Here is a 23,045-nt window from a genome sequence, read left to right as displayed (position 1 = left end):
CTTAGGACAAACAAACATAACTAACTTTTAAAATTTGATATCATGAAAAAATACCTTTTAAGCTTTGCTTTAGCTTTTATGAGCTTAACTGCTTTTGCACAGGCCGATTACGACAAAATAATGTCTGAGAAAATTGCCAAAATTGAAACCTGCAAAACAGCTGAAGATTTCCAAACACTGGCCAATGATTTCCAGAGAATAGGAAGTAAAGAGAGCTCCAAATGGCTTCCGGCTTATTATGCAGCATTTTCTTATATTCAGAAAGGAAGAACATTGATGAGAGACGGAAAAATGCAGGAACTGGATGGTATTGCAGACCAGGCTGAGAAACATTTGTCAATGGCTCAGAATCTTGCAGGAGCAGATAATGCAGAAATTCATCTGTTGAGAAAAATGTCTTATTCTCTTAGAATGATGGTAAATCCTCAACAGCGATATATGTCAGACGGTGCAAGAGCAGCTGAAGAACTTAATATTGCAGAGAAACTAGAGCCTGCGAATCCAAGAATTGCTCTTATCAAAGCAGAAGATATTTATTTTACTCCTGAACAGTACGGAGGAAGTAAAACTAAAGGATTGGAAATGTTTAAAGATGCTCAGGCAAAATTTAAAGCTTACAAAACAAAAACAGCTTTAGATCCTAATTGGGGGAAAGGAGAAGCAGATTACTTCATTAGCCTTCCGGTAGAAAAAGCGAAATAGTTCTATTTCTACTTTTCACATACAAAATCAACCTTCATTCGTGAAGGTTTTTTTATACCATTCGGAGAAGAAAATAAGCCTCTCAGTAAGAATTAATTTTTGATACCTTTAATAAAAGCTAATTTTGAGTCAAGAAAAAAGATCATGAAACGGAAAAATTTTATCATACTATTCTGGGTATCGCTTACAGTCTCGATGTTTTTCTTTTTTGTTTTTACAGAAGAAAAGAATTTTGAAAACTTTTTTTATACCATACTTATCTCTTTTATTTATTCTTTTGTATTGGGAGGAGGAAACGGAATGCTGAATAGCTTTCTGAATAAAAGAATTCCATGGTCTGAAGCTACTACTAAAAGAGCGGTTATAAGTATTATTTCTATTATTGTAGCCAATTTTGTACTCGTCTATTTTTGTAATTACGTCAATTTTGTACTCATTCAAAAAGCAGCGACTACAGAAGAGTTTTTCTGGGGAAAATATAATTTCCTCAACTGGTTTACGATCAATATTGCACTGTTGATATCAGCATTTCTTCATGCCAGAAGTTTCATGGAAGAACTGAAGAAGACTTCCCGAAAAGAAGTGGTGGAGCAGAAGCTTATCGCTAAGTCGGCAAACGCACAGTTTGAAAGTTTAAAGAATCAGCTGGATCCTCATTTCCTTTTCAATTCTCTGAATGTCTTAAGTTCTCTGATTGATGAAAACCCACTACAGGCTCAGAAGTTTACCGCTTCAATGTCAAAGATTTACCGATATGTACTTGAACAGAAAGATAAAGAGCTGGTAACGGTGGAAGATGAAATAGAATTTGCCAAAACATACTGTGAACTGTTAAAAACCAGGTTTGAAGACAGCGTAGGTTTTACGTTTGATGTTCCAAAGGAAGACTATCAGAAATATGTTGTTCCGCTGGCTTTACAGCTGCTGTTGGAGAATTGTATCAAGCATAATTTTGCTACATCCGCGAAACCTTTAATCATCAGAATTTTTTCAGACGGCAATACGCTTTGTATTGAGAACAACTTACAGGTGAGAGAACAGATCAAAGAAAGCTCAGGTATTGGTCTTGCTAATATTGTACAGCGTTATTCTCTGCTTACGGACCGGAATGTATTTATAGAAAAATCTGAAAATTATTTTAAAGTGAAACTTCCGATGCTTTTAGCTAAGCCTCATGTTTCCAGTTCAGAGCCTGAAGATGAAACAGCCGCTTACAAAAGAGCACAGAAGAGGGTGAAAGAGATTAAAGGGTTTTATAAAAACCTTATTTCATACTGTACGGTTTGCTCCTTTTTAATCTTTATCAATCTTTTCACGAGCAGCAGAACGCAATGGTTCTGGTTTCCAGTTCTGGGATGGGGAATTGGGGTCGCTTCCCACGCCTTTCAGGTGTTTGGAGTAGGAGATTCATGGCAGGAAAAAAAGATTCGTGAAATAATGAACAAACAAAAAAAATAAAGCGATGGAACCATTTGATGAAAATGATATTGAATATCAACGCGCCAAAAGACAGGTAGAAAAACTACGCGGCTTTTACGGACATCTATTTGCCTATTTGGCAGTGAATGCAATGATCGTTTTGTATAATTATAACCATCTGAAGCCCGGTGAAAGTTATTTTCAGTTTAAAAACTTCTTTACAGCCACTTTCTGGGGAATCGGGCTTGTGGCACATGCCGTTACGGTTTTTGTACCCCAGATTAATTTTATCAGAAAATGGGAAGATAAGAAGATTAAAGAGCTGATGGATAAACAGAAAAATCATTAGACACAAAATCATAAAAGTCAATCCTTATAAAGCTGCTTTGCAATTTTGCCCTTTTAACCTTAAAAAAAACTGAAAATGAATACCTTATCCGTGCTATTTTACATTTCAATGGCAGCCTGGTTTCTCAGTGAATTTCTCTATAAAAATATGCTGAAATCCGGCAAAGAGGACCAAAAGAACAAGGATAAATCGACCTTGAATATTCTATGGCTGGCCATCCCTTTTTCTATTGCAACCTCAATCATCATCTCTACGTATACTCATTTTCCGATCGTGGACGGTAGCTGGATTCTTTATCTGGGAGAGCTTTTTATTCTGATCGGGATTATTGTCAGATACATGATCATCAGATCATTGGGAAAATATTTTACAGTAGATGTTACCATCAGACAGGATCATCAGATCAAAAAAGAAGGCTTTTATAAATTTCTGAGACACCCTTCCTACGCCTTTTCTTTGTTGACTTCCCTTGGGCTTGGTTTGTATTTGAATAACTGGCTGTCATTAATCTTCGCTTTTGTACCTCCGTTTTTAGCTTTTGCTTATAGAATTAAAATCGAAGAGCAGGCTTTGGTAGAAAAGTTCGGTGATGAATACATAGAATACAGGAAAAATACAAAGAAACTGATCCCGTTTATCTATTAATGACAGGCTTTTACCATTCGGATAGAATTTTCTACCATTCAGTAATATAAAATTGATTTGAGCTTTTTCCTGACCTACCTTTGACTCAAGAAAAACAAATTAACCTTTAAAACAAGACATTATGGAAATTTTACCAAATAAAGAAACGATTGCTTACAGAAAAGCTTCAAGAAGAGTAAGAGAACTGAAAGAGTTTTATGGAAACCTTACTTCTTATTGCCTGGTGATTCCTTTTTTAGCCATATTAAATCTTTTGACAGCTCCGGGATATCTATGGTTTTTATGGCCGGCATTGGGTTGGGGAATTGGTATCGCATTTCATGCAGTAGGGGTATTCGGAATAGGAAAAGGTTGGGAAGAGAGAAAAATAAAAGAACTGATGGAGAAAGAAGAAAAAGGGAAAATAAAAACATTATAAACGAATACAATAACTAAAAACCTATACAATCATGGATTACGAAACTGCCGCTACAAGAACAAGAAGTATCAAAAGATTCTATAAAAGCCTTTTCATTTTTGCAATTTTTGCTGTTCTTATCATTCCCGATGATATTTTTGGCGAAAAGATTATCAGCTTCAAATTGTTTGACAGATATACCATCCTTGGGATCTGGGGATTTATCATCCTTATAAAAGCATCAAAACTGTTTCTTTTTGATTCTGAATGGGAAAGGAATATGATCGAAAAAGAGCTTGAAAAAGAGAAAAAGCCGATAAAATATTAAAATCTGCCCACTTTTATCTAACTTTATTTTCTAAAATCTAAAACCCAAAATTAAAGATCGATGATCAAAACTGTCATTATAGAAGACGAAAAACCCGCTTCAAGGAAATTAGAAAGAATGCTGAGTAAATTTCCTGAAATTGAAGTGGTTACCAAAATAGAATCAGTAGAAGAAGGGGTAGCCTGGTTTTCTGAAAACGAGCACCCGCAGCTGATCTTTTCTGATATCGTTCTGGGGGACGGATTGTCTTTCGATATCTTTGAAAAAATTCCTACCAAAGGATTCATTATCTATACGACAGCTTTTGACCAATACACGCTGAAAGCATTTAAGCTGAATAGCATTGATTATCTTTTAAAACCTATTCTTGATGAAGATCTTGAAGGAGCGGTGGAGAAATTTAAATCATTCATTCCTGCCAATGACACGAATGGCTCTCAGGATATCAAACAGCTGATCAGGAAAGAAAAATCTACCCTTTCTAGGGTTTTGGTTAAAATAGGGTACAACCTTAAAATTATACAGACACCGGAAATAAGCTGCTTTTTCAGTGAGAATAAAATCGTATATCTTCAGACTGAAGACCGTACATATCCGTCAGATTTTACCCTTGATGAGTTGGAAGATGTTCTGGATGAAAAGAAATTTTTCCGTGTCAACAGACAGTTTATTATCAGCTCAGATTACATCAAAAACATCCATACTTCGCCTTATTATAAAGTGGATATGGAGTTTCAGCCCGAAGAAGAAATTACGGTAAGCAGAGACCGCGTGAAAGATTTCAAAGACTGGTTAGTCAGCTGATAAAGTAGGAAGATGTTTGACCATACTTCCTCATCACTCCAAAAACAAACACCATGGATCTTATATTATTGATTTTTAAACTATTTCTGTCTCTTTTTTATAAATAATAACTAAGAATTATAAAAATCGCTGGCAGATTTTATAAACTGATGAAAGGCTTCCGTAACCTCTTTCTTGTGCTTATGAGTCAAAGGAAATGGAACCATATGAGAATATTCATACGGGAAATCTTTAATTTCAACGTCAACATTAATATTCCGGTAGCCTCCCTGTAAAGTATTTAAAGCTTCCATCGGAGGAGCAACACTGTCTTTTTCCAAGACATATGCTTTTATCTGAGACTGAATTTCAGACATTCTTTCTTCCCTTTCCTTCTGAAAATAATTATAGCGGAGCATCTTTTTGAACCAGCTTTCCTGAGGATGTAAACCTTCATTCTGATAATGTTTCAGACGGGTATCCGATTTGAAATCTGAGCTGAGCAGTTCGGTAAAGACAGACTGCATTTTAATGGTAGCCTGTGTATCCATAATGTATTTGGATATCGGAAACATCCGGTCTATCGTCATTCCTCCACAAAAACAGAAAACTTTGGATTGGGTGAAATAATGATTGGGATCAGCCATTTTGATGATCATAGAAAGGAAAGATCCTATAGAATATCCAAATAAATCCAGACCTGCATCAGGAGAAATACTCCCGATTTTATTGTTTTTAATGTCTTTTACCACCTCCGTAATATCCGAGTAAGTCTGAAGCCCGGACCAAAAAATTCTCTGAGGATGAGCCTCCAGCCTGGAACTTATCGCGGCATTCACATAAGAGTCATTCGTATTTTCCGGAAATTTTTTCTTTCTAAAACTTACCACTTCCATCATATGATGACGGTTACTCCAGATCGGTTCTGCCCGGTCCATGTGAAAGGCTATAGGAAAGAGGATGATGGCTTTATGTGTTTTTTGAGCCAATTCATAGGCCCAGGGTAAATATTTGTCCCATTTCTTCTCATTCAAACCATGGAAGAAAAAAATACATCCTTTCGCTGTTTCCACATCAGCTCTCTTAAGGATATAATATTCAAACTTTTTATTGCATTCAATATCAAAATCGTTGATGTCTACAGCTGGGTGATCATGAAAATGGTATTCTTTTTCGTTGATTTCTAGTTGTTTATTGTGTTGGCTGCAACGTTGATGTTCCGGACTATAAAGAAGCTCAGAAGCCTTGGACTCAAAAGATATCGATTCAATACAAACATTTAATTCCTTTATTTCAATCATTGCTTTTCCGGAATCAAAATGACTTTTCAAAACTTCATACAATTCATAATATTCCATAGCAAGAGGATTGAGGATTCTTAATTAGAACTTTCAATTTAGATAAATATTGCTGTAAAGTATTGATTTTTAAAGGTTAAATATATTCGAGGCATAGGAGAAATGGTAATCCCCGGAGCAGTTTTGTTCCGGGGAGGTGTATATATGAATTGATAATGATGTTTCTTATTGTTATTGATCCAGTGAGATGAAATTTCGAAATCCGTTGCAGCAGTTTTCAAAAAAAAGCTAAGGTCTTTTTTAATTCTTAATTATCTGTAATCTATTCTGTTAGATTCAGTGTCTTCAAGCTGTTTAATGATCGATTCAGGAATTTCGTCACTGTCAATCGGGAAGCTGATAGAATCTGAAATAAAGTTTTTTCTGTCTGCTTTTCGGAAGATTTCAAACAGGGCAATCGGTTCCTGATTGAAACTTATACAGGTGCTTATAAAGTGGATTTCGTGGAGTTTATAGTCTGGGTTCTTAAGTTTTTCTTTAATGTCTTTTATTCTTGAAATAAAATGTCTCTGACGGATAAAAGTATTGCTGTTCATGATGATAAAAACATAATCAGAATATGCCGTTACCTTACCAAAATACTTATGCTGGTCACCACCGCTTCTTTCAATAAAATACTCTCCGGTTGTTTCAGACTTATAAATTTCCATTGCAGAACGCCATATCCTGTCTTCTTTTGCCAGCAAAGGGTTGTCGGGTAGGTTTCTGTTGTATGAATACCAGCAGCCCACTAAACGGTCTAAAAGAGCGGTATTCTGATTAATATTATTCATATCAATTCTGAGATCATTGAAATTGAATGATTCCGTATTAGAATTAATGAAATCTATATAATTGGAATATCCCAAAACCTTGACAATCTGACTTAGTTTGGCAAGATTGGGTCTGCTCAGAAAAGCATTTTCATTCTGCCTGAATTTTTTCAGTTTATTGATGATCAGGTGTTCATAAAGGTAATTGGTTCCCAGAAGATCAGGATCTTTTTTTATTCCTTTTTCTGAAAGATCATTGATAATGAGATCATTCAGCTCGGCACAGACATAAGACCATTCAGTTTTGGTAACATCTTCCCAATGGTTTTTCTTTAAAAACTGCCGGCTTAAGAAATTCATGAGTTTCTCAAGATGTAGAATATCGTCCTTTTTCATGGGCTTTATTTTATGAGACTAATTTAAGATTTTTATCAGACTAAAAAATACTGTTGCAAGACTTTTATATTTTAAAATCCAATGATATTTGAATACAAACAAAATAAACATCATGGAAATAGAAAACATTTTACAGTCAGCTTGGTTAATACCAGCAGTTGTTATCATTGGAAGCCTCTTATTTTATAAACTCATTTTACGAGTATTCTTTGGGTTGGTCATTATTCCCGAAGATAAGATAGGATTGGTCACTAAGAAATTTGTATTAATTGGAAAGCAGGAATTACCGGAGGGCAGAATTATAGCCACAAACGGTGAAGCAGGATTTCAGGCCCAGACTTTAGCTCCGGGGATCTACTTTTGGAAGTGGATATGGCAGTATTCTATCCATTTTCAGCCTTTTACAATTATTCCGACAGGAAAGATCGGTTTAATTTTAGCGAGAGATGGGAGAGAGCTTGAAACAGGAAGAATTCTGGCAAGAAAAGTAGAATGCGATTCCTTTCAAGACGCAGAAGCTTTTCTAAAAACCGGCGGAAGAAAAGGAAGACAGACCGCAGTCATTGCACCAGGATCATACCGGATAAATACTTTATTATTTGAAGTTTCATTAACGGATATGACGCAGATCCCGGATAACGCAGTCGGAGTTATTACTACTTTAGAAGGAAAACCTTTGGAAGAAGGGAAGATCGCAGGGAAAATAGTAGAAGAACATAATAAGTTTCAGGATGTAGATTCTTTTTTGAATAATGGAGGCTACAAAGGATTGCAGGAGCAGGTTATTTTAGCCGGCTCTTATTTTTTAAACCCATGGTTTGTTATCCTGGAAATGGTAAAAATGACTGAAATTCCAATAGGTTCTGTAGGAGTTGTTATAAGTTATGTGGGAAATGAAGGAAAAGATCTAAGCGGAATAGAGTTTAAGCATGGAAATATTGTTGAAAAAGGCTGCAAGGGAGTCTGGGGGGAAGCACTAGGACCAGGTAAATATCCTGTCAACCCATATATTATGAAGACAGAGCTGGTTCCTACAACAAATCTTGTATTGAACTGGGCCTCTGCAAGAAGTGAATCCCATCAGCTGGATAAAAATCTTTCAACAATCACAGTACGAAGTAAAGACGGCTTCCCGTTCAATCTTGATGTTTCCCAGATCATTCACATTCCATCCAATGAAGCTCCAAAAGTAATCGCCCGCTTCGGAAATATGATGAATCTGGTGGGGCAGGTTTTAGAACCTACTATTGGGAATTACTTCAGAAATTCTGCTCAGGACAGCGATGTGATTGCTTTCCTTGGAAGCCGAAAAGAACGCCAGCAATCGGCAAGAGAGCATATCAGCAATGTACTGGAACAGTACAACGTTTCCGCAGTAGATACGTTGATTGGAGATATTGTTCCCCCTGAAACACTAATGAAAACTCTCACAGACAGAAAGATCGCTGAAGAACAAAAGACAACATTCGAGGTTCAGAAACTGGCACAGGAAACCCGCCAGAGCCTTGAAAAGGAAACCGCAGTTGCAGATATCCAAAAAGAAATCGTAACAGCCGATCAGGGAGTATTGATTGCAGAACGTGTTGCCGCAGCAGCAGTGAAAAAAGCCAATGGGGAAGCAGAAAAAACAAGATTGCTTGCCAAAGCCAATGCCGAACAGATCTCTTTAATAGGGAATGCGGAAGCCGAAAAAATCCTGGCCATCGGTAAATCCAATGCGGAAGCCTATAAGCTGTCAGTAGACGCAATGGGAGAAGACAACTTTACCCAACTCAAAGTAATGGAATCTATTGCCAATCAAAATGTTAAGATAATGCCGGATATCCTCATCGGAGGAGGAGACTCTGCAAACGGGGGAATCAGCGGATTGCTGGGTCTAAAGCTTTTAGAGCAGATAGATGCCAAAAAGCCGGTTAAAAAAGTGGAAAAGAGAAACTTTGATGATACGACTCAAGATTAAGCATTGATTCTCTTCAGTAATAAGTTTAATGATTTAAAACCAAACATAATCAAGCCTAAAAAAGATATTTAAATATTTTAAAAGTGACACCAATCAAATTATAAAGAGCAATACACCCATGAAGACATAGAGATTAAAAACGATCAATAAAAAAAACAATTAAATAATCACAAAATGAATACGAATAAATTAGTAACAGACAACGAGTTATGGCAAAGAATCTCAGATTTTTCCATTGATAAAGCAGATGCTGCATTTCCGTTCTCGAAAAAACTGGCAAAAGAAGAACGATGGAGTCTGGATTTCGCAAAGAAAGCGATAGAAGAATATAAAAAGTTTGTCTATCTCTGCTGCATCCTTCCTAATGGAGCTTCACCAAGCGAAACGGTGGATAAGGTATGGCATATGCACCTCATTTATACCCAGAATTATTGGGAAGAATTTTGTCCCCATACCTTAAAGAGATCACTTCATCATCATCCTTCTAAAGGAGGTGCTTTGGAGAAAGAGAAACACCAGAACTGGTTTGAAGATACATTGGTACAGTATCGGAAAGTATTTCAACAGGAAGCCCCTGAAGAGATCTGGAAAGAACTGAAGAGAAAATCCAAAGGACAGTCCTGGATAAAAAGAATGGCTTTTTTTGCTCCGATCTTTATTTTACTTCTGCTGTATTCTTGTACAGAAGGAACCGGGTTTACAGGATTGCTGATCACAGCTGTAGTATTTGTGATTATTTTTATCCTGGGAGCTATGACGTCAATAATGGGAGATCAGGAGACTTCTGATCTTGGTAAAAAGGATAAGCAAAGCCCTGATGGAGGGGGAAGTTGTAGCGGCAGCTCGGGCTGCAGCGGAGGAGGAAGCTGTGGCGGCGGTTGTGGTGGTGGATGTGGAGGCTGCGGGGGATAAAAAACGAATAATTATGAAAAAAATAACCATTCACTCAGTTCCAGTGGTGATAAGCTTTATATGGCTTTTTGCAACATGTCAGACCTTTAATCCTTTTACTCTTAAAGGGCCGGATTTCCTGAAGTTTTATATTATCCTGCTTCTTGGATTTTATGCTTCTGTTTTTATGATAAATTCTCTGACAGAAACAATTCCGAAAACAACTTTTTATTTCGCAGGTCTTATTTTTTTATTGGGAATTATAAAACTGATAAGAGGAATGCTATTGGGAAAGCCTATCGGATTTTTGGTCATGATTTTAATAGCAGAATGTATTGTCACCGTGTTTTTTATGTTGGCTTATGTCAATAAAAAGATCAGGTAAATAGTAATAAAAAATAAACCCGAAACAAAAATGTCCCGGGTTTTATAATGAGTTATTGATATTAAATATCTTTCTTTTTTTCCTCTGTAGGTTGATAGCCATACTTACGAACCATAATCGAGGTCAGGACTATCAAAATAAGGCTTATCGCAATATTTGAATTTTCCGGATGTACAATTGCCTGATAGAGGTTATATCCAAAAACTGCGGATACAATTGAGATCAGGATATTGTTTGCATAGGCATACTGGTTTTTTGTCGTTGTTTTCATAGTAGTATTTTTTATTGTTATTTACTCAGTAAGTATGACAACTAAAAAAACGTTACAGAAAATTTCAAAAAAAATATTTTCTTTTAAAAAGACAACCTTAAACCGCGTTCCCGCAAACTGAATTCCCAATATTTTTATGCAATCACCCCGCTTCCGATAAGCTCATCATCGATATACCATGATGCAAATTGTCCTTCAGCAATGGCAGACTGCAGCTCATCAAATTCAATATAAAAAGCGTTTTCAAACTGATAAATGGTTGCTTTCTGCAAAGATTGTCTGTATCTGAATCTGGCCAGTACTTCCATAGACTCTCCGTTTTGAAGCTTCATATCTTCACGTACCCAATGCAGCTCAGAATTATCAATTTTCAGGGCTTTTTTGTGAAGTCCAGGGAAATGGCTTCCTTCTCCTACAAAAATGATGTTGTTTTCCATTTCTCTTGAGATGATAAAGCAGCTTTCTTTATGACCGCCTATTCCAAGACCTTTACTTTGTCCGATCGTGAAAAACTGGGCTCCCTGATGTTTCCCGATTACTTTTCCGTCAGCTTTTTTATAATCGATTTTTCTGGATAAAAATTCAAGTTCCTCTTCTTTAGATGAAAATTCAGGTTTTTCTTCCGAAAACAGAGGTGAATCTTTGAAAATTTCTACGATTTCACCTTCATTGGGTTTCAATTGCTGTTGAAGAAATTGAGGAAGGCTTACTTTTCCGATAAAGCATAATCCCTGAGAATCTTTTTTATCAGCGGTTACCAATCCAATTTCTTTAGCGATTTCTCTTACCTGAGGTTTTGTCAGTTCTCCAATCGGGAATAAAGCTTTTGAAAGCTGATCCTGGCTTAGCTGGCATAGAAAATAAGACTGATCTTTATTGTTGTCTTTCCCTGCCAGAAGGTGGAAAATTTCTTTCCCATTTTCATCAAAAGTAGAATTTACTCTTGCATAATGTCCTGTTGCCACCTTATCCGCACCCAATGACATTGCGGTCTTCATAAAAACATCGAATTTTACTTCTCTGTTACACAATACATCCGGGTTTGGAGTTCTTCCCTTTTGATATTCAGCAAACATATAGTCAACGATACGCTCCTTGTACAGTTCACTCATGTCTATTACCTGAAACGGGATGCCCAGTTTTTGAGCGACCATAAGGGCATCATTACTGTCTTCGATCCACGGACATTCATCTTCTAATGTTACCGAAGCATCATTCCAGTTTCTCATAAACAAAGCCACTACTTCATGACCTTGTTGTTGTAGCAAATATGCTGTAACACTGGAATCTACACCTCCAGAGAGGCCTACTACTATTTTCATTGTATTTCAATTTTACGAAACTCTTAACGGGAGTTCTTAGTTTGATGCGGCAAAAATACAATTAAAAACATTCGTAAAAAAACCATAATTTTAAACATTGATAAAAACGATGTTAATCGTAACCACCACTATCATCCACCAGAATAAGTGGAGAAAGCAGAGAATGTTACAAAAACAAAATATCTATATATGAAAAAGCTTATTATTTCTCTAATGCTGATTGGCTCAGGATCCGTCTTTTCCCAGGTTTCTGTGGGTACACCAACACAGGAAGGCAGCAAATGGACTTTCGGTGGTGGAATTGGAGTGGGTTTCGGAAGCAACAGTGCTTTTAATTTGTCGGCTTCACCCAGAGTAGGATACAGACTTACCAATGATCTTGAAGGCGGAGTAATAGGAACTGTTTCGTGGCAGACATCAGATTATTATAAATCTACCATGTTTGGAGTGGGACCATTTATGAATTACTATTTCGCCAGATCATTTTATGTGGGAGCGAACTATCAGCACTATTTTGTTGATTATAAGGATAAATACTTCGATTATAAATACAATACAGAAGAAAATGCCCTGTTTCTTGGAGGAGGATATATGCAGAGGATCGGGAATAATTCCTTTATGCAGCTGGGACTGATGTATAATGTACTTTGGAAACAAAATTCCAGTGTATTTTCAAGCGGTCTGGTTCCTAATATCGGTTTTGTCGTGGGACTTTAATATCAGTAGAAGTGGGCTTTGGTCCGTTCAATACAATATTCAAAATGTCATTGGCTTCAGCCAAAACATATAAAAATAAAAAGCCCCGGGAAATTTCCCGGGGCTTTTCTATGAAAATTAAATTATTTATTTAATTAAGATTGAGAAGACTTTTCAGCCGCTGATTTTTTCGTTTTCTGCGCTTTTCCAATCAGTCCGTCTTTTGCTTCATTAAGGTCAAGAACGACGGTTTCTCCTTCATTCAATTGTTTGTTTACCAACATTTCTGCCAATAAGTCTTCAATATATTTCTGGATCGCACGTTTCAATGGTCTTGCCCCAAAATCTTTATCCCATCCTTTTTCAGAAATAAAGTCCTTAGCTTCTTCAGTAAGATCAACTTTATATCCTAATTTTTCAAGTCTGCCATAAAGCTTGTTCAGTTCAATATCAATGATTTTCTTGATATCATCCTGTACAAGAGAGTTGAAGATTACAATATCATCAATTCTGTTCAAGAATTCAGGAGCAAATGCTTTCTTAAGGGCACTTTCAATAGTGCTTCTCGCTCTGGTATCTGAACTGGTCTTTTTAGCTGAGGTTCCAAATCCTACACCATCTCCAAAATCTTTAAGATCTCTTGTTCCGATGTTTGAAGTAAGAATAATAATCGTATTTCTAAAATCAATTTTTCTTCCTAAGCTGTCTGTAACGTGTCCTTCATCAAGGATCTGCAACAGAATATTGAAGACGTCAGGGTGAGCTTTTTCAATCTCATCCAGAAGAACTACAGCATAAGGTTTTCTTCTTACCGCTTCTGTCAACTGACCACCTTCTTCGTATCCTACATATCCCGGAGGCGCACCAACTAATCTTGAAACAGCAAATTTCTCCATGTATTCACTCATGTCAATTCTGATCAGAGATTCATCGGATTCAAAAAGCTCTCTCGCCATTACTTTAGCCAATTCCGTCTTACCAACCCCGGTTGTTCCAAGGAAAATAAATGTACCAATCGGGCGGTTCGGATCTTTAAGACCTGCTCTGTTTCTTTGAATAGCCTTAACGACTTTTTTCACAGCATCTTCCTGACCAATCACTTTTCCGTTTAGCTTTTCGTCCATCTGGGCAAGTTTGTCAAGCTCGTTCTTACCAACTTTCGTTACAGGAACACCACTCATCATAGAAACCACTTCCGCTACATTTTCTTCCGTTACGGTTTCTTTTTTCTCTTTTACATCCTTATCCCATTTTTCCTGAGCAGCATTCAATTCCATCTGAAGACGTTCCTCTTCATCTTTAAGCTTTCTTGCTTCAAGATAATCTTGAGCTTTTACAGCTTTCTGCTTCATTTCTTTGATATCTTCGATTTTCTTTTCAAAATCAATGATCTCTGTAGGAACTTTCATATTCTTAATATAAACACGAGATCCTGCTTCGTCCATCGCATCAATTGCTTTGTCCGGTAAGAAACGATCTGTAATATATCTTGATGTCAAATTGACACACGCCAAAATTGCTTCAGGAGTATAAATTACATTATGATGTTCCTCATATTTATCCTTGATTTGATTCAAAATCTGAATAGTTTCCTCAATATTGGTAGGTTCTACCATTACTTTCTGGAATCTTCTTTCTAAAGCACCATCCTTTTCAATATACTGGCGGTATTCGTCCAGGGTAGTTGCTCCGATGCATTGAATTTCACCTCTTGCTAAAGCCGGCTTGAACATATTGGAAGCATCTAAACTTCCGGTAGAACTTCCTGCTCCTACAATCGTATGAAGCTCATCAATAAATAAAATGACATCTCTGTTTTTCTCCAGTTCCGTCATAATGGCCTTCATTCTTTCCTCAAACTGACCACGATATTTTGTTCCGGCAACTAAACTTGCCAGATCTAAAGTGATCACACGTTTTCCGTAAAGAACTCTGGATACTTTTTTCTGTTGAATTCTTAATGCCAATCCCTCAGCAATCGCAGACTTACCAACACCTGGCTCCCCGATAAGAAGCGGATTGTTTTTCTTTCTACGGGATAAGATCTGAGAAACTCTCTCAATTTCTTTTTCACGTCCGATTACTGGGTCCAGTTTTCCGTCTCTGGCCAAAGAAGTAAGGTCTCTACCAAAGTTATCCAATGTAGGCGTTTTACTTTTTGCAGAACCTAAGTTTCCTGTAGGCTTTCTCATTTGCTCAAATTCTTCTCTCTCATCATCATCATCATAAGCACTCATCTGTGGTGACTGCCCTGAATTTTTAAGCATCGTCTGATATTCTCTTGAAACTCCTTCATAATCGATGTCGTAAGCTCCCAGAATATTTGAAGTAGGGTCCTCATATTTATAAAGAATACCTAAAAGCAGGTGAACGGTATTAATTTCATTGCTTTTATATTGTCGGCATTCTAACTCTGCACGTTTAATGGCATGATCCGCCATCTTGGTGAAAGAAATATTGGTAACCTCTTCAGAAATAGGATTAAGACTTGCTGTATTTAAAGTTTCAATTTTTCTTCTGATTTGTGTTAAATCCGCATTAAGGTTTTGAAGGATTTCTTTTGCAGAGTTTTCCGTTTTTATAATACCTAAAAGTAGATGTTCTGTATTAAGAAATTCACTTTTCAGCCGTTTAGCTTCGCTTTTGCTTTGTTTGAACACTTGGCTCAAACCTTGTGAAAACTTATAATCCATAATATATCTCATTAGAATAATGGCAACGTTGCCATTTATTCATTATCTAAATTACAAATATTTTACCAAAAATCAATTAATGACTTTATGGCAGTAAAAAATTTTATTATCTTATTGAAAATGATTAAGTTTGTTATCCTTAAAAATTTCTCATGAGCCCCGAATCTACTACTTATATCGGATATTCTGCCTCAGTTTTTATCGTGCTGAGTTTCATACTGAAAGATGTAAGAAAAATTAGAATTGTCAACATGATTGGCTGTTTTTGTTTTGTCATTTATGGCTTTTTTAGTGGGCCTTTATGGCCGGTTATCATTCCAAACGGATTGATCTGCCTTATCCAGATCTATCATTTAATACTAGGCAAGAAAAAGGAATGAGGAAAAAAGTAATCACTTCAGCCTTTAGCAGCCTGTATACCGACCAGCGAATAGAAAAGGTATGTAAAACCCTTTTTGATAACGGATATCCCATAGAACTTATAGGAAATGACTGGGAAGGAAATGAGAAAATGGAGCGTCCTTATCCCTTTTCCAGAATAGAATTGAAGTCAAAAAGTCTAAAGACTGCCTATTTTGAATTCAACTGGAAGCTGTATAAGGAGCTAAAGAAAAAAGCTGACAAAGATACTATCCTTCATGCCAATGACATAGATGCACTTCTGCCAAATTATCTCATTGCCAAAAAACTGAACATCCCTTTGGTCTTTGACAGTCATGAAATTTTCACAGAAATGCCATCGGTCCAAAAGAGGTTTTCACAGAAATTCTGGAGAGTACTGGAAAGGAAACTGGTTCCTCAAATAGAATTCATGATGACAGAAAGTGAAAGCTACGCCGAATGGTTCCATGAAAAATACAATGTGAATCCTGTTGTAGTAAGAAATATTCCTAGAAAAATTCTTTCTGTGCCTGAGATTCCGGAAAATCAGCCTAAAATAATTCTGTATCAGGGAGCAATCAATCAGTCCCGGGGAATTGAAAAGATGATTGTCGCGATGCATCATATTAAAGATGCTGTTCTGAAAATCGCAGGAGACGGACCAAAGAAAAAAACATATGAAGAATTGGTTACTCAGGAAAAACTGCAAGACAAAGTCTTCTTTCTGGGTAAGCTGAAACCGGAAAACCTCAGAGAAATAACTAAAACGGCAGATGCGGGTTTCAGTCTTGAGGAAAATAATGGGGTAAGCTATTATTATTCTCTTCCTAATAAGGTTTGTGACTATATTCAATCCAGAGTACCACTTGTAATGATTAATTTTCCTGAGATGCAGCGAATCAAAAATCAGTTTGACGTAGGAGAGATCATTACAGACCATCAGCCTGAAACTATTGAGAAGGCAATTAATCTGGTTCTTGAAAGAGGGAGACTGTATTATCAGAGCGAACTTAATAAAGCGGCAGACGTATTTTGCTGGGAGAATGAGGAATTGAAAATTCTGCAACTTTTTGAAAAAGCATCTCTTAAATAATTTTTACAAAATTGGTTATCTTTGCATAAAGAAATTTGATTTAAAATGACCATTAAAGAAAAACAGCAGGAAATAATCGATGAATTCGCATTTCTTGAGGATTGGGAGCAAAAGTACGAGTACATTATTGATCTTGGAAAAGAACTGAAAGGCTTACCGGAAGACAGGAAAACCGAAGACAATCTAATTAAAGGCTGTCAGAGTAAGGTTTGGATAGATGCTGAATATAAAGAAGGTAAACTTTTCTTTAATGCAGATTCTGATGGTATTTTACCAAAAGGAATCGTGTCTCTTTTAGTCAGTATTTACAGTGGGCATTCCACTCAGGAAATACTGGATTCCGATTTCGAATTTATTGCAGAAATAGGATTGCAGGAATTCCTTTCGCCATCGAGAGCGAATGGATTGATGGCAATGACCAAGCAAATCAAATTTTATGCTGTTGCTTATCAACTGAAATCATAACCGTGACTAGAATTTTAGCATATCGTTTTTCCGCATTCGGAGATGTTGCGATGACTGCGCCTGTTTTCAGAGAATTTCTGGAGCAGAACCCCGGCGTGGAAATTATTATGGTTTCCAGGAAGAACTTCGAAGCTTTATTTGCCGGAATTCCCAATGTTATCTTTAAAGGAATTGATCTGGATGATTATAAAGGTCTCTTCGGATTGCGAAAACTGAGCAATGAGCTGATCCGGGAGTTTAATCCCGACTGTGTTGCCAATCTTCATGATGTAATCCGGACCAAGATTTTAGATAGAATATACAGAAGGAAAGGGCTGAAAGTTTTCAAAATAGATAAAGGAAAAGAGGAGAAAGAACATCTTACGGATGTTTGGAATCTTGATAAAGTACAGCTGAAAAAAACAGTGGAACGCTATGCTGATGTATTTCGTAAAATGGGATTCAAAGTAGAGCTTTCACATTCATTAAGGCCTATTTCAGAGTACAAATCAGGGATTGGCTTTGCACCTTTTGCCCAACATAGAGGGAAGATGCTTCCTTTAGAAAAATCGTACGAGCTGGTCAGAATTCTGGCAAAGAAGCATACGATCTATTTCTTTGGAGGCGGCAAAAAAGAAACGGAGACCCTTGACCAATGGGAAGCTGAAATTCCTAATACAAAAAACCTTTCCGGAAAGCTAAATCTTACTGAAGAACTCAATCAAATCGCTCAACTGGAGCTGATGATTTCAATGGATTCTGCCAATATGCACCTTGCCAGTCTTGTGGGAACCAGATGTGTTTCTATTTGGGGAGCAACCCATCCTTATGCCGGATTTTTAGGATTCGGGCAGAGTGAAGAAGATGTTGTCCAGGTAAAAGATCTTACCTGCAGACCATGTTCTGTTTTTGGAGACAAAGAGTGTTACAGAGGCGACTGGGCTTGCCTGGAAGAGTTTAATATCCAGAAAGTAATAAATAGGGTTAATTTTTAAAAATAATTTTTACCATTTCTTCGGCTTTGGAATGATCTGAATGTCTTTTTTCCAGGACTTCTTTCCTGTTTCTGGCATTATCATAGTCTTTTTCAGCTGAGGTGATGATTTGTTGGCGAATTTCGGCCATATCAGCACCATAAAGGCATAAACTCATCAGGGTAGGATCATCTGTGATATTTCCATTAATAATAACAAACCGGCTGTTGTATAGCGTGTTAAAAAGCTTCACTTTGGTTCCGGAATTTTGATAAGAACACAGAATGTTAGCATGGGCATTTTCCAGAAGATGATGAAGGTTTTCAGTAGTTTGAATAGGAGTGAGGCTGATGTTCTCAATGGCTGAAATTTTCTTCTTTATATCTTCACTGGCACGGTCGGATGCGACAACCAGTTTATATTGGGGAAGGGTTTTGAATAAATCTATAGTTTCATTCAGCGCCTTTTTATTATCGGCGGTAGTGAGATCTCCATGGAAAAGAAAATAATTTCCTTTTTTGTCCAATTGTTTTACTGATTGGTTACCGTGGAAAATATGGATAAGCTGCGCATTTTTCGAATAATTATTGACTTCATTATATTCCTTTTCAGACAGGCAGAATATGGTCTTAAATCTCTTGAGAAGCTTTTTTTGATATCCTGTGTATTTTAAAGATTCAATTGTATAAACAATCTTTTTGAATATATTTTTTTCCGACAAAGAAAGCCCTTTATAATATTCCGTTTCGTTGTTGTGATGGCGGAGATAGAGTGGGGTTTCATTACTTTTCAGAAACCGGATGATCCGGGTTGTCTGCAAGCCTTCAAATAAGATCGGAGCCTTTATCTTTTCAAGATTTTGAAGGAGGGCTTGGGAATCTCTGATCGCAGCGGCAAACGGTGTTCCTGAAAAATAAAGGAAAGGATTCTTTTTCTTTTTATAAAAAAATACATTTTCGGTAATCTCTTTAATTTCCGGATCAATCGTTTTAGGAACCTGGTCTACAAAACAATGAAGATAGATCTTTACTTTCAGATCATGTAAGCTCTTGATCTTATAATAAACATCAATAATTCCACCATAAGAAGGAGGGTAGGGATAATTGAATGATATGATATGGAGTTCCTTCACGTGAGCGAATTCAAATGCAGACAAAGGTAAATAAATATAAGGAAAAAAGAGTTTTTGTAATAGGGATAAAACAAAAAAATCTCCCAGTTTCCTGAGAGATTTTGTGGGCCCTGAGGGATTCGAACCCCCGACCCTCTGGGTGTAAACCAGATGCTCTGAACCAACTGAGCTAAGAGCCCTGAAATTTTTTGAAAGGCTTCAGTATCCTTTGTGTGGGCCCTGAGGGATTCGAACCCCCGACCCTCTGGGTGTAAACCAGATGCTCTGAACCAACTGAGCTAAGAGCCCCTATAACTTGTTTCCTCGTTTAGAGTGGTGCAAATATACAACTTATTCAGAAATCTCCAAATTTTTTTCTAAAAAATCTCCCACAACAAAGTTACTTCCTCCAATAAAAATCATTTCTTCATTTGTACAACGTTCTTTTGCAGCTAGATACGCTTCTTGTACGGAATCAAAAATTTTATAAAAAATTTTCGCCTCCTGAAGCAGATTTTCATAATCTTTCGGGTGTCTTCCCCTGTTGACAGATGGTTTTGCAAAATAAAACTCAGAATTTTCGGGAAGTAAATTCATCACATCATCTATTTTTTTATCATTTACAAACCCCAAAATGACGTGCTTGTGCCTGTCAATTGAATTTAATTGTGAAAAAACATACTCCAAACCTGCCTGATTGTGTCCCGTATCGCAAATTGTAAGCGGATTTTTTGAAAATTCGAACCAACGGCCAATGAATCCTGTATTCTGATGAACATGGAGCAGCCCGTTTTCCAGATCCTTGTCTGAAATAGGAACTTTCAGTTTTCTTAATTCTTCTACGGCAGCCAATACAACTCTGATGTTCTTTTGCTGATAGTTTCCTTTCAGGTCGGAAGAAAGAGAAGTATCAATATAGGTGGAATCTATAAACGGAGCATTTTCTTTAATTGCTTTCTCTCTGATGATATTTTTCACTACTTCGTTGTCGTCACCTGAGATAATAGGGATGTTACTTTTAATAATTCCCGCTTTTTCCGTTGCGATTTCTTCAATCGTATCTCCCAGAATATTCTGATGATCCAGCTGAACGTTCGTTATGGCGGAGATAAGAGGTTTAATAATGTTGGTTGAGTCTAATCTTCCTCCCAATCCTACTTCAATAATGGCAAAATCAACCTGCTGCTGATAAAAATATTCAAAAGCCATAATCGTGGTAAACTCAAAAAACGAAGGACGAATATCTTCCGGAATTGTCTTCAGTTTTTGAATAAAATCAAAGACAAATTCTTTATTGCAGTTTTTCCCGTTAACCTTAATACGCTCTGTGAAATCGATAAGATGCGGAGAATTGTATAGCCCGATTTTATAGCCAGTTTCCTGAAGAACTGATGCCAGCATGTTGCTTGAAGAGCCTTTTCCGTTGGTTCCACCGATATGGATGCATTTGATCTTATCCTGAGGATTTCCAAAGAAAGCGCAAAGCTTAGTTATATTATCAAGCCCGGGTTTGTAAGCCTGCTGTCCATCGATCTGGTAGTTGGGCATCTGTACGAAAAGCCAGTCGATAGCTTCCTGATATTGTTCGTTTGTCATGGTGCAAAATTCCCAAAAGTTTTTTTAAAATAAAATATAATTTTTCAATCTGTAACTTTTTTATATTTAATTCGTCTAATATTGAAAAATCTTTAATATGAAATCGTTGTGATTTACAAGTTACAACACTGATGAAGATGACACGATTCCATATGACCATTAAAAACAAATAAACATATACATATGAAAAAAGTTTGGATCATCGTTTTTGGATTAGGTTATCTGGGTTTAAGTGCTCAGAAGAAATGGTCCTTAAAAGAATGTGTAAGCTATGCAGTGGAGCATAATCTTCAGGTTATCCAAAATCAGTATACCAAACAAAACCAAGAATACAACCTTAAAGCAGCAAAAAGAGACTATTTGCCTTCCGTATCAGGGAGTATTACGAGTGGGGTGAGTTTCGGACAAGGATCATTAGGAGCAGGAAGCTATAGAAACGATAGATTCAATAACAGTGTTGGTGTAGGTACCGATATTTTGGTCTATAATAATGGGAGATTGGAGAAGAATGTAAGAAAACTCCAATTTGATGTAGAAGCCAGCCAGTATGATATTGAAACCATCAAAAATGATATTTCGGTACAAATTGCACAACAGTATTTAACCGCTTTATTAAACAAAGAAATTGTTAAGATTTCTCAAAGCGCTGTAGAAAATGCTAAAAAACAGCATGACAGAGCAAAGATAACCACTCAGGTTGGGACTACCGCACAGACTGTTTTAGCAGAAGCAGACGCTGCCTGGGCGAGAGAAAAGCAAAATCTTAAGACCGCAGAGGTGAACGTAGGAAGAGCTCTGTTTGCGATCGCTCAGCTTTTACAGCTTTCAGATTATAAAGATTTTGATGTGGAAAATGTAGATATTCCTGAAGCATTAGATTCACAGTTGGTAACGGCTGACGAGGTTCTTACAAAAGCCTATGATGTACAACCTCAGATAAAAGCAGCCGAAAGCAGAATAAGATCTGCTGAAGCACAAACTGAGGTAAGTAAAACAGCATTCTGGCCAACATTAACAGCAAGTGCAGGTCTTAACACGTTCTATAATAGACAATTTAATGTTCCTCCAGGAATTGTGCAGGGAACTTTTTTTGAACAATATAAAGATCAGTTTGGACAAAATGTGGGACTATCTCTTAATATTCCTATTTTCAATAAAGGGAAAACAAAATTACAGGTTGAGCAGTCCAAATTAAATGAAAGTGTTAGCAAAATTACCCTTGAACAACAGAAACAATCAGTAAGACAGAATATACAGAAAGCTCAGTTTGATGCAGATGCCAACTATGAAAACTATCTGGCAGCTGTGGAAGCAGAAAAGAGCTCCAAACTGGCTCTTGATTTTGCTGATAAAAGCTATGCTGCGGGAAGAACAACCATCTATGACGTCAATGTGGCAAGAAATAATTATGCAAATGCACAGGGATCAGTAGCACAGGCGAAATATAATTATCTTTTCAGTCTTAAACTATTGAATTTCTATGCGGGAATTCCATTAAGTTTGTAAAATGTCTATCCAATCATTAGAAAAATATTTACCTCAAAACACTCTTAAATATTTAAGGATCTGGTTTTCAGATCACTATATACATATAAAAGTTACACGAAATAGAAATTCAAAACTGGGAGATTACAGAAAGCTTCCGGATAATTCTCATGAAATTACGGTAAACTCTACGCTTACCCCACAACTTTTTTTCTTTGTTTTGACCCATGAATTGGCTCATTTGATAGCCTTTGAAAAATATGGACGAAGAATTTCCCCTCATGGCAGCGAGTGGAAAGAAACTTTTAGAAATATGCTTCTTGAAAGTCTTGAAATTTATGATCAAGAACTCAAACCTATCATCATAAAGTTCTCAAAATCACCCAAAGCAAATTTCATGGCGAGCCCTGATCTGGTAAGGTATTTTCATACTGAAAAACAGGATGGTAGTCTTCATTTTATAGAAGATCTTCAGAAGGGAGAGTTTTTTATATACCGCAACGAAAAGTATTTATTGGAAGGTCTGGTTAAAAAAAACTATCTTTGTAAGAACCTGGCTACTGGAAGGAAGTATTCTTTCAAGCCTTTAGCGAGGGTGCAAAAATGTAGTTAAG

At 36.8% G+C, this 23,045-nt stretch carries 24 protein-coding genes and 2 tRNA genes; 17 read left to right on the top strand and 9 right to left on the bottom strand.

The features are described from left to right. Window positions 1-42 precede the first annotated feature (42 nt). From C1634_RS02785 to C1634_RS02755, 7 genes are all read left to right on the top strand, one after another. Window positions 43-702 carry a hypothetical protein gene (locus C1634_RS02785; protein WP_103231832.1) on the top strand — a complete coding sequence of 220 codons (660 nt, stop codon included), beginning with the start codon at window positions 43-45 and terminating at the stop codon, window positions 700-702. A 144-nt stretch (window positions 703-846) separates the two neighbouring features. Beyond that, window positions 847-2,160: a 2TM domain-containing protein gene (locus tag C1634_RS02780; protein ID WP_103231833.1), complete on the top strand. Its 1,314-nt coding sequence runs from the start codon at window positions 847-849 to the stop codon at window positions 2,158-2,160. Between the two features lie 4 nt (window positions 2,161-2,164). Continuing rightward, window positions 2,165-2,470 (top strand): 2TM domain-containing protein, encoded by a 306-nt coding sequence (locus tag C1634_RS02775; protein ID WP_103231834.1) that lies wholly within the window; start codon window positions 2,165-2,167, stop codon window positions 2,468-2,470. Between the two features lie 75 nt (window positions 2,471-2,545). After that, window positions 2,546-3,115, top strand: coding sequence for a methyltransferase family protein (locus C1634_RS02770; RefSeq protein ID WP_103231835.1), 570 nt, complete (start codon window positions 2,546-2,548; stop codon window positions 3,113-3,115). 121 nt (window positions 3,116-3,236) lie between these two features. Beyond that, window positions 3,237-3,533, top strand: a complete 297-nt coding sequence (locus C1634_RS02765; protein ID WP_103231836.1) for a 2TM domain-containing protein — start codon at window positions 3,237-3,239, stop codon at window positions 3,531-3,533. A 31-nt stretch (window positions 3,534-3,564) separates the two neighbouring features. Further along, window positions 3,565-3,840, top strand: coding sequence for a 2TM domain-containing protein (locus C1634_RS02760; protein ID WP_103231837.1), 276 nt, complete (start codon window positions 3,565-3,567; stop codon window positions 3,838-3,840). A 60-nt stretch (window positions 3,841-3,900) separates the two neighbouring features. After that, the gene (locus C1634_RS02755; RefSeq protein WP_103231838.1) at window positions 3,901-4,644 is read left to right on the top strand and encodes a LytR/AlgR family response regulator transcription factor; all 744 of its coding nucleotides are present in this window, start codon (window positions 3,901-3,903) and stop codon (window positions 4,642-4,644) included. Window positions 4,645-4,754: 110 nt separating this feature from the next. Here the strand turns inward: C1634_RS02755 and C1634_RS02750 are convergent, their stop codons facing one another. Beyond that, window positions 4,755-5,981, bottom strand: a complete 1,227-nt coding sequence (locus C1634_RS02750) for a DUF6051 family protein (RefSeq protein ID WP_109737863.1) — start codon at window positions 5,979-5,981, stop codon at window positions 4,755-4,757. Between the two features lie 251 nt (window positions 5,982-6,232). After that, window positions 6,233-7,129 (bottom strand): hypothetical protein, encoded by an 897-nt coding sequence (locus C1634_RS02745; RefSeq protein ID WP_109737862.1) that lies wholly within the window; start codon window positions 7,127-7,129, stop codon window positions 6,233-6,235. Window positions 7,130-7,241: 112 nt separating this feature from the next. Between C1634_RS02745 and C1634_RS02740 the strand changes: the two genes are divergently transcribed. The 3 genes from C1634_RS02740 (at window position 7,242) to C1634_RS02730 (ending at window position 10,365) form a co-directional block, all read left to right on the top strand. Next, on the top strand, window positions 7,242-9,089 hold the full coding sequence (locus C1634_RS02740) for an SPFH domain-containing protein (RefSeq protein ID WP_103231841.1): 1,848 nt from the start codon (window positions 7,242-7,244) through the stop codon (window positions 9,087-9,089). Between the two features lie 174 nt (window positions 9,090-9,263). After that, complete coding sequence (locus C1634_RS02735) at window positions 9,264-10,001, top strand: glycine-rich domain-containing protein (protein WP_103231842.1); 738 nt, start codon at window positions 9,264-9,266, stop codon at window positions 9,999-10,001. 13 nt (window positions 10,002-10,014) lie between these two features. After that, window positions 10,015-10,365: a hypothetical protein gene (locus tag C1634_RS02730; RefSeq protein WP_103231843.1), complete on the top strand. Its 351-nt coding sequence runs from the start codon at window positions 10,015-10,017 to the stop codon at window positions 10,363-10,365. A gap of 61 nt (window positions 10,366-10,426) precedes the next feature. On the opposite strand, the gene C1634_RS02725 is transcribed toward C1634_RS02730, so the two are convergent. After that, window positions 10,427-10,636 (bottom strand): hypothetical protein, encoded by a 210-nt coding sequence (locus C1634_RS02725; RefSeq protein WP_103231844.1) that lies wholly within the window; start codon window positions 10,634-10,636, stop codon window positions 10,427-10,429. Between the two features lie 134 nt (window positions 10,637-10,770). Further along, window positions 10,771-11,958 carry a tRNA 2-thiouridine(34) synthase MnmA gene (mnmA, locus tag C1634_RS02720; protein WP_103231845.1) on the bottom strand — a complete coding sequence of 396 codons (1,188 nt, stop codon included), beginning with the start codon at window positions 11,956-11,958 and terminating at the stop codon, window positions 10,771-10,773. A 189-nt stretch (window positions 11,959-12,147) separates the two neighbouring features. On the opposite strand from mnmA, the gene C1634_RS02715 reads away from it, so the two are divergent. Then, window positions 12,148-12,675, top strand: a complete 528-nt coding sequence (locus tag C1634_RS02715) for a hypothetical protein (RefSeq protein WP_103231846.1) — start codon at window positions 12,148-12,150, stop codon at window positions 12,673-12,675. A gap of 134 nt (window positions 12,676-12,809) precedes the next feature. Here the strand turns inward: C1634_RS02715 and C1634_RS02710 are convergent, their stop codons facing one another. Then, window positions 12,810-15,347, bottom strand: a complete 2,538-nt coding sequence (locus C1634_RS02710) for an ATP-dependent Clp protease ATP-binding subunit (RefSeq protein ID WP_103231854.1) — start codon at window positions 15,345-15,347, stop codon at window positions 12,810-12,812. A gap of 152 nt (window positions 15,348-15,499) precedes the next feature. Here C1634_RS02710 and C1634_RS02705 point away from each other — a divergent pair, with 152 nt between their 5' ends. Genes C1634_RS02705 through C1634_RS02690 form a run of 4 tightly spaced genes read left to right on the top strand, consistent with a single transcriptional unit; the run spans window position 15,500 to window position 18,260 of the window. Next, window positions 15,500-15,727: a uroporphyrinogen decarboxylase gene (locus C1634_RS02705; RefSeq protein ID WP_109737861.1), complete on the top strand. Its 228-nt coding sequence runs from the start codon at window positions 15,500-15,502 to the stop codon at window positions 15,725-15,727. Continuing rightward, on the top strand, window positions 15,724-16,821 hold the full coding sequence (locus C1634_RS02700; RefSeq protein ID WP_103231848.1) for a glycosyltransferase: 1,098 nt from the start codon (window positions 15,724-15,726) through the stop codon (window positions 16,819-16,821). Before C1634_RS02705 ends, C1634_RS02700 begins: the two co-directional genes overlap by 4 nt. A 45-nt stretch (window positions 16,822-16,866) precedes the next feature. Beyond that, window positions 16,867-17,286 (top strand): SufE family protein, encoded by a 420-nt coding sequence (locus C1634_RS02695; protein WP_103231849.1) that lies wholly within the window; start codon window positions 16,867-16,869, stop codon window positions 17,284-17,286. Window positions 17,287-17,336: 50 nt separating this feature from the next. Continuing rightward, complete coding sequence (locus C1634_RS02690; protein WP_103231850.1) at window positions 17,337-18,260, top strand: glycosyltransferase family 9 protein; 924 nt, start codon at window positions 17,337-17,339, stop codon at window positions 18,258-18,260. Here C1634_RS02690 and C1634_RS02685 read toward each other — a convergent pair. The 4 genes from C1634_RS02685 to C1634_RS02670 form a co-directional block, all read right to left on the bottom strand. Continuing rightward, complete coding sequence (locus C1634_RS02685; protein ID WP_228409948.1) at window positions 18,250-19,371, bottom strand: hypothetical protein; 1,122 nt, start codon at window positions 19,369-19,371, stop codon at window positions 18,250-18,252. The genes C1634_RS02690 and C1634_RS02685 overlap by 11 nt on opposite strands. A 104-nt stretch (window positions 19,372-19,475) precedes the next feature. Continuing rightward, window positions 19,476-19,550, bottom strand: a tRNA-Val gene (locus tag C1634_RS02680). Window positions 19,551-19,584: 34 nt separating this feature from the next. Beyond that, window positions 19,585-19,659: transfer RNA gene (locus C1634_RS02675), tRNA-Val, on the bottom strand. 42 nt (window positions 19,660-19,701) lie between these two features. Then, the gene (locus C1634_RS02670; RefSeq protein ID WP_109737860.1) at window positions 19,702-20,946 is read right to left on the bottom strand and encodes a bifunctional folylpolyglutamate synthase/dihydrofolate synthase; all 1,245 of its coding nucleotides are present in this window, start codon (window positions 20,944-20,946) and stop codon (window positions 19,702-19,704) included. Window positions 20,947-21,129: 183 nt separating this feature from the next. Here C1634_RS02670 and C1634_RS02665 point away from each other — a divergent pair, with 183 nt between their 5' ends. Together C1634_RS02665 and C1634_RS02660 are read left to right on the top strand one after the other, a co-directional pair. Next, window positions 21,130-22,452, top strand: a complete 1,323-nt coding sequence (locus C1634_RS02665; protein ID WP_103233176.1) for a TolC family protein — start codon at window positions 21,130-21,132, stop codon at window positions 22,450-22,452. Between the two features lies 1 nt (window position 22,453). Then, a complete protein-coding gene (locus C1634_RS02660; RefSeq protein WP_103233177.1) occupies window positions 22,454-23,044 on the top strand; it encodes a SprT-like domain-containing protein in 591 nt (196 codons plus the stop codon). Window position 23,045 lies beyond the last annotated feature (1 nt).

The sequence above is a fragment of the Chryseobacterium viscerum genome, from assembly GCF_002899945.2.
Classification (GTDB): Bacteria; Bacteroidota; Bacteroidia; order Flavobacteriales; family Weeksellaceae; genus Chryseobacterium; species Chryseobacterium viscerum.
This window is presented reverse-complemented; position numbering and strand designations above follow the sequence as displayed.